The organism is Neptunicella plasticusilytica, assembly GCF_047922965.1.
GTDB lineage: Bacteria > Pseudomonadota > Gammaproteobacteria > Enterobacterales > Alteromonadaceae > Neptunicella > Neptunicella plasticusilytica.
The window spans coordinates 3,357,006-3,371,067 of sequence record NZ_CP150481.1 but is presented as its reverse complement, the minus strand read 5'-3'; the positions used below and the strand labels follow the sequence as shown (position 1 = coordinate 3,371,067).

Annotated in this window: 12 protein-coding genes; all 12 read left to right on the top strand. The window is 44.8% G+C overall.

Annotation, left to right across the window (positions count from 1 at the left end):
- Window positions 1-117: 117 nt before the first annotated feature.
- From pseB to V1467_RS15095, 12 genes are read left to right on the top strand one after another with little or no spacing between them, the layout of a single operon-like run.
- Entirely contained in the window at window positions 118-1,116 is a 999-nt protein-coding gene (gene pseB / locus V1467_RS15150; protein WP_416305814.1) for a UDP-N-acetylglucosamine 4,6-dehydratase (inverting), read from the top strand.
- Window positions 1,113-2,249: a UDP-4-amino-4,6-dideoxy-N-acetyl-beta-L-altrosamine transaminase gene (pseC, locus tag V1467_RS15145; RefSeq protein ID WP_416305813.1), complete on the top strand. Its 1,137-nt coding sequence runs from the start codon at window positions 1,113-1,115 to the stop codon at window positions 2,247-2,249. Before pseB ends, pseC begins: the two co-directional genes overlap by 4 nt.
- A gap of 10 nt (window positions 2,250-2,259) precedes the next feature.
- Window positions 2,260-2,955, top strand: a complete 696-nt coding sequence (pseF, locus tag V1467_RS15140; protein ID WP_416308712.1) for a pseudaminic acid cytidylyltransferase — start codon at window positions 2,260-2,262, stop codon at window positions 2,953-2,955.
- The gene (locus V1467_RS15135) at window positions 2,955-3,941 is read left to right on the top strand and encodes a glycosyltransferase family 9 protein (protein WP_416305812.1); all 987 of its coding nucleotides are present in this window, start codon (window positions 2,955-2,957) and stop codon (window positions 3,939-3,941) included. Before pseF ends, V1467_RS15135 begins: the two co-directional genes overlap by 1 nt.
- Window positions 3,928-4,980, top strand: coding sequence for a pseudaminic acid synthase (gene pseI / locus V1467_RS15130; protein ID WP_416305811.1), 1,053 nt, complete (start codon window positions 3,928-3,930; stop codon window positions 4,978-4,980). The genes V1467_RS15135 and pseI overlap by 14 nt, the downstream gene beginning before the upstream one ends.
- Before the next feature lie 11 nt (window positions 4,981-4,991).
- The gene (pseG, locus tag V1467_RS15125; protein ID WP_416305810.1) at window positions 4,992-6,017 is read left to right on the top strand and encodes a UDP-2,4-diacetamido-2,4,6-trideoxy-beta-L-altropyranose hydrolase; all 1,026 of its coding nucleotides are present in this window, start codon (window positions 4,992-4,994) and stop codon (window positions 6,015-6,017) included.
- A complete protein-coding gene (locus tag V1467_RS15120; RefSeq protein WP_416305809.1) occupies window positions 6,017-6,556 on the top strand; it encodes a GNAT family N-acetyltransferase in 540 nt (179 codons plus the stop codon). Before pseG ends, V1467_RS15120 begins: the two co-directional genes overlap by 1 nt.
- A 7-nt stretch (window positions 6,557-6,563) precedes the next feature.
- Window positions 6,564-6,806, top strand: a complete 243-nt coding sequence (locus V1467_RS15115) for an acyl carrier protein (protein WP_416305808.1) — start codon at window positions 6,564-6,566, stop codon at window positions 6,804-6,806.
- 13 nt (window positions 6,807-6,819) lie between these two features.
- Window positions 6,820-8,181, top strand: a complete 1,362-nt coding sequence (locus V1467_RS15110) for an AMP-binding protein (protein ID WP_416305807.1) — start codon at window positions 6,820-6,822, stop codon at window positions 8,179-8,181.
- Between the two features lie 18 nt (window positions 8,182-8,199).
- A complete protein-coding gene (locus V1467_RS15105) occupies window positions 8,200-11,781 on the top strand; it encodes a 6-hydroxymethylpterin diphosphokinase MptE-like protein (RefSeq protein ID WP_416305806.1) in 3,582 nt (1,193 codons plus the stop codon).
- Window positions 11,782-11,817: 36 nt separating this feature from the next.
- Entirely contained in the window at window positions 11,818-12,882 is a 1,065-nt protein-coding gene (locus V1467_RS15100; protein ID WP_416305805.1) for an acyl-protein synthetase, read from the top strand.
- Window positions 12,809-14,059: an acyl-CoA reductase gene (locus V1467_RS15095; RefSeq protein WP_416305804.1), complete on the top strand. Its 1,251-nt coding sequence runs from the start codon at window positions 12,809-12,811 to the stop codon at window positions 14,057-14,059. The genes V1467_RS15100 and V1467_RS15095 overlap by 74 nt, the downstream gene beginning before the upstream one ends.
- Window positions 14,060-14,062: the final 3 nt, after the last annotated feature.

Below are 14,062 nucleotides of genomic sequence, written 5' to 3'. Positions count from 1 at the left end.
ATGGTTTATGCTGTAGCCTATCTAGATGACGCGTAGTGATGTTTTCCTGACGCACTATTCATGGTACAAAATCAATATCATGCGATTGCACAATTGTTATATAAGAAGATCAACAACATGTTTGATTCAAAAAGTATACTGATTACTGGTGGAACAGGTTCTTTTGGGCAAAAATTTATCGCCAGAGTTCTGAAAGATTATAAGCCCAAAAAGCTGATTGTTTATTCCCGTGATGAGCTGAAACAATTTGATATGCAAAAGCAATTTAATGCTTCTTGCATGCGCTATTTTTTAGGTGATGTGCGCGATAAAGAACGGTTGAAAACTGCGATGCGCGATGTGGACTATGTGATCCATGCCGCAGCACTCAAACAGGTCCCCGCGGCTGAATATAATCCGATGGAATGTATCAAGACCAACATTATGGGCGCACAGAATGTTATTGAAGCCTGTATTGAATCCAATGTCAGCCGGGTCATCGCATTATCTACCGACAAAGCCGCCAATCCGGTTAACTTATATGGTGCCACCAAACTGGCGTCAGATAAGCTATTTGTCGCTGCCAATAATATTTCCGGTGCCAAAGGCTCACGTTTTGCTGTGGTTCGTTACGGTAATGTAGTGGGGTCGCGCGGCTCAGTTGTCCCCTATTTCGAAGAGTTGCTTGCTGCCGGCACAACCAGATTGCCCGTCACACACAAAGATATGACCCGTTTCTGGATCACATTGGATGAGGGTGTTGAGTTTGTAATCAAAAATTTCCAGCGCATGCAGGGCGGCGAAATCTTCGTACCTAAAATTCCATCGGTGCAAATCATCGACTTGGTAGAGTCCATGTCGGGTCATCGTGACTATGACATTATTGGTATCCGCCCCGGTGAGAAAATTCATGAAATCATGGTGCCCGAAGAAGTGTCTCACCATTCTTATGAATTCGACGATCATTTTGTGATTGCGCCGGCGATTGTCTTTTTTGACAAAAATATAAAATACAACAAAAACAAGTTAGGAGAAGAAGGGCGTTCGGTAGATGAAAAATTTGAGTATCACTCCGGCACCAATTCGCATTTTCTGACTGTTGATGAATTAAAACAGTTGAACGCCAGCTCACAATGATTCCATACGGTAAGCATGCCATCGAACAGGAAGATATCGATGCGGTAGTTGATGTACTGCAACAGCAGTTCCTTACTCAAGGCCAGCAGGTGCCAGCGTTTGAGCAAGCATTAAATCGCTATTGCGGCAGCGAATACTCTCTGGCCGTTAACAGTGGCACATCTGCATTGCATATTGCCTGTCTGGCATTAGGGGTTGAACGAGGCGATAGTGTCTGGACCTCGCCGTTATCCTTTGTTGCATCGGCTAATTGTGCTTTATATTGTGGTGCAACAATTGATTTTGTGGATATAGATCCTGTTAGTCGTAATTTGTGTCCACAAAAACTGGCGGATAAACTGGCGCAGACGGCTATTCTGCCTAAAGTTGTCATCGTGGTTCATTATGCTGGCATCAGCTGTGATATGCAGGCGATAAAGGCTCTTTCGGAACAATATGGATTTTATATCATTGAAGATGCCAGCCATGCGTTAGGTGGTTATTATCAAGGTAAGCCAATCGGAAGTTGCCAATATTCAGATATGGCAGTACTGAGTTTTCATCCGGTCAAGTCTATTACCACTGCTGAAGGTGGTGCGGTAACAACGAATAATGCTCAGTTTTACCAACGCCTTGGCTTGTTTGCCAAGCATGGTATCACCCGTGATCCGGATTTGATGGAGCAGCAATCACCAGGTAGCTGGTACTACGAACAGATTGAACTGGGATTCAACTACCGCCTGAGTGATTTACATGCGGCGTTGGGTATTAGCCAGTTAAAAAAACTGGATGAGTTTATTCAGCAACGCAGAATTAGGGCTGAACGTTATCAAAATGCGTTGGCCGGTCTACCGGTTATTTTACCTGTTGTCGATGAACAGCGTTGTTTCGCCTGGCATTTATACAGTATTGAATTGCAGCAGCATGACAGGGCGGCGGTTTATCGTTCGCTTAATCAACAGGGAATAGGCGTGAACGTGCATTATATTCCTATTCATTTGCAGCCCTATTATCAGCGACTGGGCTTTGCGCCGGGAGATTTTCCGGCTGCCGAACATTTTTACCAGAATGCGTTAACCTTACCTTTATTTCCTGCGCTGAGCGCCGATGATCAGAATAAGGTGATCCGTGAACTGACTAACGCATTGATGTAAGGATATGGCATTGAATCTGGCAGTAATTCCCGCCCGAGGCGGCAGTAAACGCATTCCCGGCAAGAATATTCGCGAGTTTGCCGGAAAACCGCTAATCGCCTATTCGATCGAAGTGGCCATGCGCAGCGGTTTGTTTGAAAAAGTGATTGTCTCAACCGATAGTCAAAATATCGCGGATGTGGCATTGCAATATGGTGCCGACGTTCCTTTTATTAGGCCGGTTGAGTTGGCGGATGATTATACCGGTACCCGACCTGTTACTAACCATGCTATCGAATATTGTCGCCAACATTTTTTTGAACCGCAACTTTGTTGCTGTATTTACGCCACTGCGCCTTTTTTGCAAGTCGATAGTTTGCTGGAGGGTTATCAGGAGCTGCATCGGCAACAAGATAAGGCATTTGCTTTCTCAGTGACCAGTTATGCTTTTCCCATCCAACGCTCATTACGAAAAATAAACAATGGTGTAGAGCCGGTTTTCCCGGACAACATTGCAAAACGCTCACAAGATTTGGAAGAAACCTACCACGACGCGGGACAATTTTATTGGGGGCGGAGTAATGACTATTTATCGAGCAAGAAGATATTTTCCGACCACAGTATTCCGGTTGTGTTGCCCCGTCATCTGGTTCAGGATATTGATACCGAAGAAGACTGGCTGCGCGCCGAACTGATGTACCAAGCTTATATGCGAGACCATAATTGATGGAACCTAAAAAAATCCTGTTGATCAGGATGCTCGGGCTGGGCGATGTGACCTGCATCGGTATTCCGGCGCTACGCTATTTTAAACAACAATTTCCTGATGCCAGTATCAGTTTTCTGACCTTTTCAGCCGGCCAGGATATGATTCGTCTGGCCGAACCGAATGTGCAGCTATTGACATTGGAGCAAGATCAATGGCCGGAGAATATTATTCCGGCAATGGAAAGCTTTCTGGGATTGGCGGAGAAAATTATTGGTGAGGGATATGACCAGATAGTCAATCTGGATACCTGGTTTATGCCCTGCTTTATGAGCCGGTTTTTGAAGGACGCAGGCGAACACGTTATCGGCAATATGATGAGTATCTCGGTGCAGGAGTTACTCGAGCAGTTCCAGACTCAAACACTTAAACCTGAATATGTTAATGATCCCGCAGCCTACATCCACAGCAGTTTTTTTGGTATGTCCCGTTGGCACAGTCCCTGGTGGGAAAGTGCGTTTTTACCGGACAATGGCTACCCGGAGTTTTATTTACGCTCCTGTTGTGGTTTCGATCAGCTAGATATGAATTGGCAGATAGAGGTTAAAGCCGATCATCAGCTAAAAAAAATCGGTAAAAAACAGAAAGTCATTGCGTTGGCACCGCAGGCACGCACAGCAGAGCGAAACTACCCCTATGGCGATAAACTCAAGCAATTATTGCAGCAAGCCGGTTTTCACGTCTGGACCGGCTTTGATGGCAAAATTCCCATGCGCCAGACGCTGGCTCAGCTAAAAGCCAGTGACTTACTGGTAACCGCGCCCTCGGCCCCCCAATGGTTGGCGGCAACCGTTGGCTGTCCCAGTTTGGTGATTTGTGCTGACGTAGATCCGCGGACACTGATGCCGGATTACGCCACAGACCCCGCTCCCCAGCCGATTGCACCGGAAGCCTTGTTGGAAAGTATCCAATCCATTTTCACAGAGCAAGCCAATGAAGGATCTTGATATCGGTGGCCGGTTAGTCGGTGCCAGCCATAAACCTTTTATTATTGCTGAACTCAGTGGCAATCACAGCCAGCGACTGGATCTGGCGATTCAAATGGTTGAAGCTGCAGCGGCTGCCGGGGCAGACGCGATCAAGCTGCAAACCTATACCGCCGACAGCATGACCCTGGATGTGCAAAGTAAAGGGTTTGTCATCGAAGAACAGGACAGTTTGTGGTACGGCGAATCGCTACATGCCCTTTATCAAAAGGCGGCGACGCCTTATGACTGGCATCCGGTTTTATTCGAAAAAGCACGTGAATTGGGCATGCTGGCATTCAGTTCGCCTTTTGATGAACAGGCGGTGGATTTTTTGGCCGGGCTGGATGTGCCTTGTTATAAAATTGCCTCGTTTGAACTGACTGACCTGCCTCTGATTGCCAAGGCGGCCAGCCAGGGTAAGCCGCTGATTATGTCCACCGGTATGGCCAGTGTCAGTGAAATCGAACAGGCCGTCACCACTGCAAAACAGGCGGGTTGTGACGATATTATTTTGCTTAAATGTACCAGTACCTATCCGGCACTACCGACTAATACCAACCTCAATACCATTGCCAATATGCGTGACACCTTTGGCTGTCAGGTAGGTTTGTCCGATCATACTGCCGGTATAGGCGTGTCGGTGGCGGCAGTGGCACTGGGTGCAACGGTTATTGAAAAGCATTTTGTGCTGGATCGCAGTGCTGGTGGCGTTGATGCCGAATTTTCACTGGAACCTGGCGAATTGACGCTGTTGACCAGCGAAACCGAGCGGGCCTGGCTGGCGATGGGCAAGGTGGTTTATGGTGGTACACAAGCCGAGGAAAAATCCAAACAATATCGCCGTTCTATTTATGTCAGTGCCGATATCAAGGCCGGTGACACCTTGGGATCAAACAATTTACGCATTGTGCGCCCTGCTTTTGGTTTAGCACCTAAACATTGGCAAAGAGTGCAAGGTCGTGTTGCCAAACAGGATTTAGCCAAAGGCACGCCGCTTGACTGGTTACTGATTGAATAGGTTTTAGCGACATGAAAGTATTGTTCCGCGTCGATGCCAGCAGTGCAATGGGGATTGGTCATCTGATGCGTTGTCAGGCTTTGGCGCAGGCTTTGGCGCAACAGCAGGTTGAAATTATTTTTGCACTACGGCAGCAGACGGTACCCCTTGCCCGCGGCCGGCATGATTGGGTTGGACAAGTGAAATCAATCCCGGACCATGTCAGCCAGCCAGAGGAACTGGATTGGTTACAACAGCAATTTGATTTGGATGAGTTTGATTTTGTAGTGTTGGACGGATATCAATTCGACCACAAATATCGCGCCAGCTTAAAAGCCGCGTTCAATTATCTGGTCATCTTCGATGACAACAACGACAGCGGGCCTCTCTATGCAGATATGGTGATTAACGCTGCGAGCAATGCCGATAAACTAAACTATTCTCGCACTGCGCCAGAGGCGATTTATTGTTTGGGAACTGACTACAGGATTTTACGTCAGGAATTTTATAGCCAGCCTCCAGTTGATTGGCAGCAGCGTCATTCATTGACACTCATGCTGGGGGGCAGTGATCCGCTAAATTTGACGCTGCCTATCCTGCAATCCTTGCAAAAAAGAAAAGTGGATATTCCGCTACGAGTGATTACTGGCGCGGCCTATCCTTATCTGGATGAATTACAGGCGTTTATTCAGCAAAGCGCTCAGCCGATACAGCATATCCACAATTGTCAGCAGATGGCAGAAGTGGTGAGTTATTCACGAATGATGCTGTCGGCGGCCGGAGGCAGCCAGTTTGAGATTGCTTATTGTCATACACCGGCATTACTGGTGATTGTGGCGGAAAATCAGCGTAATGCCACCCGACAGGCGGCACAGCAAGGTTGGTGTGAAGTCTTTGATGCCACTGAAAAGGTGGATATTGAGTTGCTGACCGATAAATTGCTGACTGTCTGGCATGACGACTCGCAGCTGCACAACATGCATCTGCAGGCGGAGTTAATGTCGCCTGCAAACGGTGCGGAAAATGTGCTGGATAGCCTTGAACGGATGTGGCGTTGATGAAGCAACTGGCCGGTTATAATGTACAGCTTAAATCTGTGGAGTTTGAGGATCTGGAGTTACTCAGAGGCTGGCGAAATGATCCGCAAGTGAGTCAGTTTATGTTGTCGCAGGAGCTAATCAGCAAAGAACAACAAACCGCCTGGTTTAATAAAATTCAGCGTGATCCAGCACAACAACACTGGTTAATTTATTATAAGCAACAGCCCATTGGCAGTGCCAATATCAAGGCCATCTATCAGGGGCAAACCCTGCGAAATGCTACTACCATTGAGCCGGGACTCTATATTGGCGATAAGCGTTATCGCGGAAATTTGCTGGCTTTTGCTCCTACATTGTTGATCAATGATTACTGTTTTGAGCAATTAAAGGTCAAGCAATTGCACGCAGTGGTCAAACAGTCCAATCAGGCAGCGCTGAATTACAATTTAAAACTGGGCTATAAAATACAAAAGCAGGCAGAACTGGTGGAAATTACCCTGACCGAGAGGGATTACCAGCAGGCCAGCCAAACCCTTAAGCGTTTTTTATCAAGGTAATATGAGTATGACAACAACCGAAAAACTGTATCAGGCCTTTGCAACGGGTTTGGGAATTGAAATTGATAGCGTCAGCGATGAACTGGCCTATAACAGCATTCCCCAATGGGATTCGACTGCGCATATGATCCTGATCGCTGAGTTGGAGAATCAGTTTGATGTGATGCTGGATACTGACGATATTATTGATATGAGCTCGGTATCCAAAGCCAAACAGATATTGGCAAAGCACCGAATTGCGTTTGACTGACAGGTGAACGCAGTTGTTTTTTTCCGGCTTGCAGCAATTTGGTGATGATATTGCCTTGATAGAAGGTGATACGGTGCTTTGCTATGCCGATTTGCAGCAGCGCATCGACTCATTCAGGAAAAAACTACCGCAAAACAGACAACTGGTTGTGCTGCAGGCGGGTAATGATATTACGACACTGGTGACCTATCTCACTTGTCTGCAGGCGGGCCATGTAGTGATAATGGTCGATAAGCAGATAGCCGAACCTTATCTGCAATCCCTTGTCGATGCCTATTATCCCAACTGGCTGGTTAAAGACGCTGAGATATCCTTTGTTACTGATTATCATCATGTTTTTGATGATGATTTAGCCTTATTGCTGTCTACCTCTGGTTCCACAGGCTCGCCCAAGCAAGTGGCATTGTCGAAGACCAACTTGCAGTCAAATGCCGATTCAATTTGCCAATATCTGCCTATTCTTGCCAGTGATAAAACTATTACTACCTTAGCGCCGTTCTATTCTTATGGGCTGTCGGTGCTCAACAGCCATTTGCTAGTCGGTGCGACGATAGTCTTAACCGAGCATAGTTTGGTGAGTCGTGAATTCTGGACGTTGTTCGAACAGCATCAAATTAACAGCTTCGCCGGTGTGCCGTACAGCTACGAGATGTTATTGCGTTTGCGTTTTACCCGGAAGAACTTGCCTGATTTGCGTTACTTTACTCAGGCAGGTGGAAAATTGGCCACCGGCAAAGTGGCAGAGTTGGCACAATATGCACAACAACAGGATAAACGGTTTTTTGTCATGTATGGTCAAACCGAAGCGACAGCACGCATGGCGTTTAACGCGGACCCGCTAGCTAAGCCGGAATCTATCGGTCGGGTCATACCCGGCGGTGAATTTTGTTTGCAAGATGAGCAGGGCAGACTGGTATCGGGCGAGCAGCAACAGGGTGAACTGGTTTATCGCGGTGCTAATATTATGCTTGGTTATAGCCGAAATAAATCAGATTTGTGCAGCTTTAGCTCCCCGGACTATTTGGCTACCGGTGATTTGGCCTACCGTGATGCTGATGGCGATTATTTTATCAGTGGTCGTTTAGCGCGTTTTATTAAACCCTTTAGCGTGCGACTGAATTTAGATGAAGTTGAGGCGTTGTTGGCCGATAACCAGCTAACCGTTGCCGCGGTGGGTAACGACAACAAATTACAGGTCGGTGTGCAAAAAAGCCTTGAGAAGCCCAACGATATCAGGGTGATCCAGCAGATGTTGAGCCAGCAATTGCATTTACATCCATCAGTGATTCAACTGGCCGAATTCGATATGTTACCCTTAACCTCATCCGGTAAGCGTGATTACGCAACCCTGCAAGCCTGGTTTGATAGCAAGTAAAATGGACAGACGAGATCGATGTTAAAGAATATTCGCCTACACCTTGATAAGGACGACGAAAAACAGGCTGACCTGGAGCTGCAGTTATCGGCCGATATCCAGACGATCTATCAACGTAATTTACGTGCCTTTACGCAATTTATACCGTCACTTCTGCCCTTTATAAAAGACATCCGGACGCAAAACATTGCGTTGTTTTGTAATAAGTGGGGCGAGACCAATATCGTCGATTACGGCGTCGGACGAACGTTTTACGGCCGTCAGCCGCAACGCGAAATCGAGCAGCAATACAGCTATATTACCCGTCATTGCCCTTATATGGATTTTGAGCGGCCGACAGCCTTATTGACTAAGGACAAGCATCCCGCAACAGATATAAAAAACTCGGATGTTTATTTGACGTGGCAAAACCTGCCTGCTCTGGCGGATAATGTTGATGTGATGGTGGTGCTTGGTTTAGCGTTGGGCAAGCATATTCAACTGCTGATTGAGCGGCACAATATCAAGCATTTAGTTATTTATGAACCTGAATTGCAGTATTTCCAATGTTCGGTCTTGTCGACAGACTGGTCACAAATACTAACCCTGGCCCAATCCAAAGGGACAGCAATATATCTTCAGTTAGAAAAAGATGGCCGTAACCTGCTCGCTGACATGCAAGAACTGGCAGAACATTTTCCGGTAAAGGGTTTTTATTACTATCAGCATTACAATCACCCGGTATTTAGCTCGATTAGCAAAGAATTGACGAGCAAATCCTGGAGCCAAATCCAAAAAGAAGGGATTTCCTATACGCTGAACCAGCAAACTCAAGACTATTTGCCGCATTGGACTCCGGCGCTTGATCTAACTGCATTTCAGGATGTTGAGCCGCAAGGCGACAGGTTGTTTGAACAGAATATAGATGCGTTTAAAAACTACTTTCCCAATATTTATAAGGAATTCAAAAACTATCAGCCTAAAGTCTGGCGACCTGCCAGAGCCGGTGGTGGTAGCATCAATATGGTGAAACTGGATTCGCTGCATAGCTGGTACGGCGACGATCCCAGACAGGAATGTATTTTAAACTTCGATAACTTCAGCGAGCAGCCTAATAAAGACGGGTTGGTGTTAGGTTATAAAGGCACCAAACTTAAACATTACACCCATTATCGCTTTGTGGCGGAAACGGAAAAATTGCTCGATGAAGTTGAAGAAGAACAAGGACAATTACCGGCAACCTTAAAAGCACTGATTATGTTTGGCCTGGGTGCCGGTTATCAGGTTGAACATTTGTTTAATCATCATAAAGTTGAAAAGCTGTTTTTGTGTGAGCCGAACCGGGACTTCTTTTACGCATCCCTGTTCGCGATTGACTGGGCACATATTTTAAAAACGGTGGATGAAAGCGGTGCGCGGATTTATATCAATATAGGCGACGATGGCACCAATCTTTTTCGTGATTTACTTAATCAGTTTTATTCTATCGGCCCTTATATTTTGGCCAGCACCTATTTTTACCAGAGCTATTTTAATGCCAATTTAGTTCAGGCAATTGCCCAGTTGAGAGAACAGCTACAAGTTGTGATAGCGATGGGAGAATATTACGACCATGCCCGCTATGGTATCGCACAAACTACTGAAGTAATTAATCGGAATTACCCGCTACTCGCTAGCAAACCGAGTAACAAACTTGGTTTTGATGACAAAAGTGTACCGATATTTATGGTGGGCAATGGCCCGTCACTGGATTCAGCAATTGATGCGATTAAGGAATGGCAGGAGCAGGCGATTGTCGTTTCCTGTGGTACTTCATTGCAGGTGCTGCATAAAAACGGCATTGTGCCGGATTTTCATGCCGAGATAGAACAGAACCGAGCCACCTTTGACTGGTGTTGTCGGGTAGGAGATTTTGACTATTTAAAACAAATCAGTTTGTTGTCCTGTAACGGCATCCATCCCGATACCTGTGATTTGTTTAAAGATGTGTATATCGCCTTTAAAGAAGGGGAATCGTCTACCACCTCCGCTTTGCAAATATTGGGTGAAAATCATTACGAAAAGCTTAAATTCGCCTTCCCAACGGTATCCAACTTTGTGATGAACCTGTTTACCAGCATGCAGTTTAATCAGTTGTATTTGATTGGTATTGATTTAGGCTTTTTTGACAACAAACAACACCACTCCAAACAGTCCGGATATTATGATCAGCATGGTGAAGAGCTGTATGACTATGCAGCGAAAAACAATACCGCCCTGGTGGTACCAGGCAACTTCAGAAAAACCGTCTTTACCAAACACGAATTCAAGGTATCCAAGGCTATTATTGAGCAGTCGCTGGCCTCAGCCAGGGTAGAGTGCTTCAACTGCAGCGATGGCGCGAGGATAGCGGGAAGTACTCCCTTAAGATTCGATAATATTCTGGTGACTGCCGACGCAGAGCAGAAGAAAGTTGCGTTAAATTCGATCAAACAACAGGCATTTGTTAAAGCCAATCAGGATCATAATTATCAACAACAATTCTTGACTAAATTCAGCCCCGAACGACTCGATTTTGAATTAAGCAAAGTGATTCAGCGGGTTGAAATGGATATCAATAATGTTGAGGAGGCAGAAGGACTGATTGAAAGCCAGAAATCGATGCTGTTTGCCTCCTATCAGGAAGGCAAGTCACTGTTGTTTTATTTACTGTATGGCACAGTAAATTATGCCAATGCGGTGTTTAGTAAGCTACTGGTATCGTCTAACGACCCGCAACAAAGTATCGAATTGTTTAATCAGGCCAAACAAATGTGGCGGGATACGTTACAGGTTATTTATGATGATTATATGCTGGTGCCAGATGCTTTTGACACGTCAAGTTCCTTTACTGGTCAAAGGGAAAATTATCTAGCCAAAGCCAAAAGGATGAAATACAACTTGGCCTATGTTATGCCGAAAGTGGTAGCTGCTGAATTTAAGCATAGGCTCGACTGGTGGTTAACCGCTAGCAATAATTGCCGGCCTTTATCGGTTAATCAGAATGAACTCTCCAATATTATAGTGGCAGATATAGATAGGTGTCCGGAACTGCTGGAAACACTCCAGTTGATAGAAAAAAATAGGTTCAACCAACAATATAAATTGTTAGTTATGGGGAAATACAATAAAGAATTTTACAGATGGATTGAGACTACTGAACTAAATTATCTGTTAAGTACAGTTAGTCAATTGGACTATATTGAAACTCGGCAAGATATGGAGGAGCTTCTGCGTGGTGAACGCCCCATGTTAAAATCGGTCGTCTTTTCTAACTATGCAGCCCGTTACTTTCTAGACATGCAAAACGTAGCTCATTTTATACCCAAATTACATTTTGTAGGGCAGTCAAACGATTTTCAGGAATTTTATTTACAACAATTACATCAACAAATTGGTGTTGTGAAAGAATATATTGAGTTTTCTGGTTATTTGGCAGTACCAAGAGAGAGTGCCAACTGGCGCAATATGTTAGTTGATCAGTTAGGTAACAGAGGAAAGTATAGAAAAGGTGAGGTCCAATTATCGTCTTTAATTGGAGAGCCTTTATCTGATATACAAATCAAACAGATAGTTAAGCAATTTGAATCTGTTGATGCCTAGCCCATTTCAATCACATTTATATAGGTTGCTCATTAAGTGAATACTGAAAGTTACCTCGATGCACCTGTCTATAGCTGGAAATCTGATGATAAGCAGGATTTTCTCCAGCGTGAATTAATCGCTTTAACTCAGTACCATATTGAGCATTGTCAACCTTATAGACAACTTATTCAGCAAGGCAAGTACACTGGCAACTTAACTAGTACCGCAACTATCCCGCCTATCTCTGTAAAGTTATTTAAGGAATTAGAGCTGAAAAGTATTATGAAATCTGAAGTATTCAAACAATTGAACTCATCAGGTACTACAGGCACACCGTCAAAAATTTATTTAAGTGCTGTGAATGCCAAACTTCAGAGCCAGATTTTGGTTAAGTTGATGCAGAGTTGGTTAGGCAAGTCTCGCCGGCCCATGTTGCTAATTGACTCTCCTACTACAATAAAAAAAGCAGGCGAAATGACAGCCAGAGCCGCGGGTTTGCAAGGATTTTCTATTTTTGGGCGCAATCATACTTACGCGCTGGATGAAAATATGCAGCTTGATCTGCAGGCTGTAAGCGAATTTTTCGAACAATATAGCCATCAGCCAGTTTTGATCTTTGGTTTTACCTTTATGGTTTGGCAGCGTTTTATTCAAGCATTGCAGAAGACCTGCACAGAGTTTGAATGTGATGATGCTATTCTCATTCATGGAGGTGGCTGGAAAAAACTGCAGAATCATGCAATTAGTAGCGAAAATTTTAAGCTGACAATTCGTGCTCAATTAGGCAACGTTGCCGTTCATGACTACTACGGAATGGTTGAGCAAACCGGTACGATTTATATGGAATGTGAGCAGGGACATTTGCATTGCCCGGTTTGGTCAGACATATTGATCCGTAATCCGGCAGATATGAGCCTATGTCGGCACCATCAAATCGGCTTAATTCAAGTGAATTCTGTTTTGGCGCAAAGCTATCCTGGCCATTGTTTGTTAACCGAAGATTTGGGCGAAATATTGGGTGAAGATAATTGTCCTTGTGGGCGAAATGGCAAATATTTTCGGGTGCACGGGCGAGTACCACAAGCTGAAGTCAGAGGTTGCAGTGATACCTTTGCCTGAAGCCTTCTTTCATCAACCAGAATTGACTTGGCACATTCCGTTTTGGAATGAAAAAATACCTTCAATCCAGCCTTGGTCAGCAAATCTAATGGATGAAGTAAATCAACTGGCACAGTTCTTACTGGTTAATCCTCAAGCAAGAATACATCCTGAAATTATTGCCTTGGCGTTTTGGAGTCGAGCTGCAAACTTACAGCAACTTTGCAAGCATGCAAATCAATTTGTCAGCAGTCGTCAATGCAGAGTGGGTAAGGTGTTTCACATTGCTCCAGCCAATGTAGATACGGTGTTTTTCTACTCTGCTTTAGTTTCTTTTTTGTCTGGTAACCAAAATATAGTACGGATCAGTCAGCGTAGCGGTGAGATATGCCGACAATTGGTCGCGCTGTTGCAACAATATTTGCGTATCTATCCAAAATCGTTGTTGCATAAAAGGTTAGCTATTGTTGAATATGATGCAAAAAATACTGAAGCAACTCGCCAACTCAGTCTTTGGGGCGATATGCGGGTAATTTGGGGCGGTGATAATGCTATTGAAGTTATCAGTCAAATTGAACCTCAAACACCGCAACTAGCATTCCCTGATCGCTTTTCCATTGCGTTAATGCAGTTGAGTTCAGCGCAACAAATCAGTCAGGCTGTCAAAGCTTTTCAATCTGATCTTTTGCCTTTTCTGCAACAGGCTTGTTCCTCACCAAAAGCATTGTTTTGGTGGCAGACATCTGAGGAATTGCAACAAAAGTTTTATCAGCAATTGTCTCAATCCTTACTCAATGCTTCTGACTCATTTTCAATGGCGGATCAGGTAGAACAACATACAGGTTACCAACGCTTATTGATGACGCAGCAATGTGAAGTGCATAACTTACAAGCCTTGCAACAAATTACTTTAATGGAGTTGGCTGAAATATCGCCTGCTATGCTGCAACAACATCAAGGGCATGGATTGTTACTTACTGGCCAGTTGGATACTTTAGGAAAATTGCCGTTTGCCGATAAATTACAAACCATAGGCTGTTACGGTGTTGATGTTGAGTTTATTCGTACACAATTAACACAATGCAGCAAGGCTAAGTTCAAGCGGCTTATTGAGGTCGGCAAGGCGCTGGAGTTCAACGTTGTTTGGGACGGTGTGGACTTGTGTAGAGCCTTTATTCAACTAACCAGCAAAATTTGAGTG

Coding starts and splice junctions, on each gene's coding strand:
- pseB (WP_416305814.1), top strand. CDS start 118: ATGTTTGATTCAAAAAGTATACTGATTACTGGTGGAACAGGTTCTTTT.
- pseC (WP_416305813.1), top strand. CDS start 1,113: ATGATTCCATACGGTAAGCATGCCATCGAACAGGAAGATATCGATGCG.
- V1467_RS15135 (WP_416305812.1), top strand. CDS start 2,955: ATGGAACCTAAAAAAATCCTGTTGATCAGGATGCTCGGGCTGGGCGAT.
- pseI (WP_416305811.1), top strand. CDS start 3,928: ATGAAGGATCTTGATATCGGTGGCCGGTTAGTCGGTGCCAGCCATAAA.
- pseG (WP_416305810.1), top strand. CDS start 4,992: ATGAAAGTATTGTTCCGCGTCGATGCCAGCAGTGCAATGGGGATTGGT.
- V1467_RS15120 (WP_416305809.1), top strand. CDS start 6,017: ATGAAGCAACTGGCCGGTTATAATGTACAGCTTAAATCTGTGGAGTTT.
- V1467_RS15115 (WP_416305808.1), top strand. CDS start 6,564: ATGACAACAACCGAAAAACTGTATCAGGCCTTTGCAACGGGTTTGGGA.
- V1467_RS15105 (WP_416305806.1), top strand. CDS start 8,200: ATGTTAAAGAATATTCGCCTACACCTTGATAAGGACGACGAAAAACAG.
- V1467_RS15095 (WP_416305804.1), top strand. CDS start 12,809: ATGGCAAATATTTTCGGGTGCACGGGCGAGTACCACAAGCTGAAGTCA.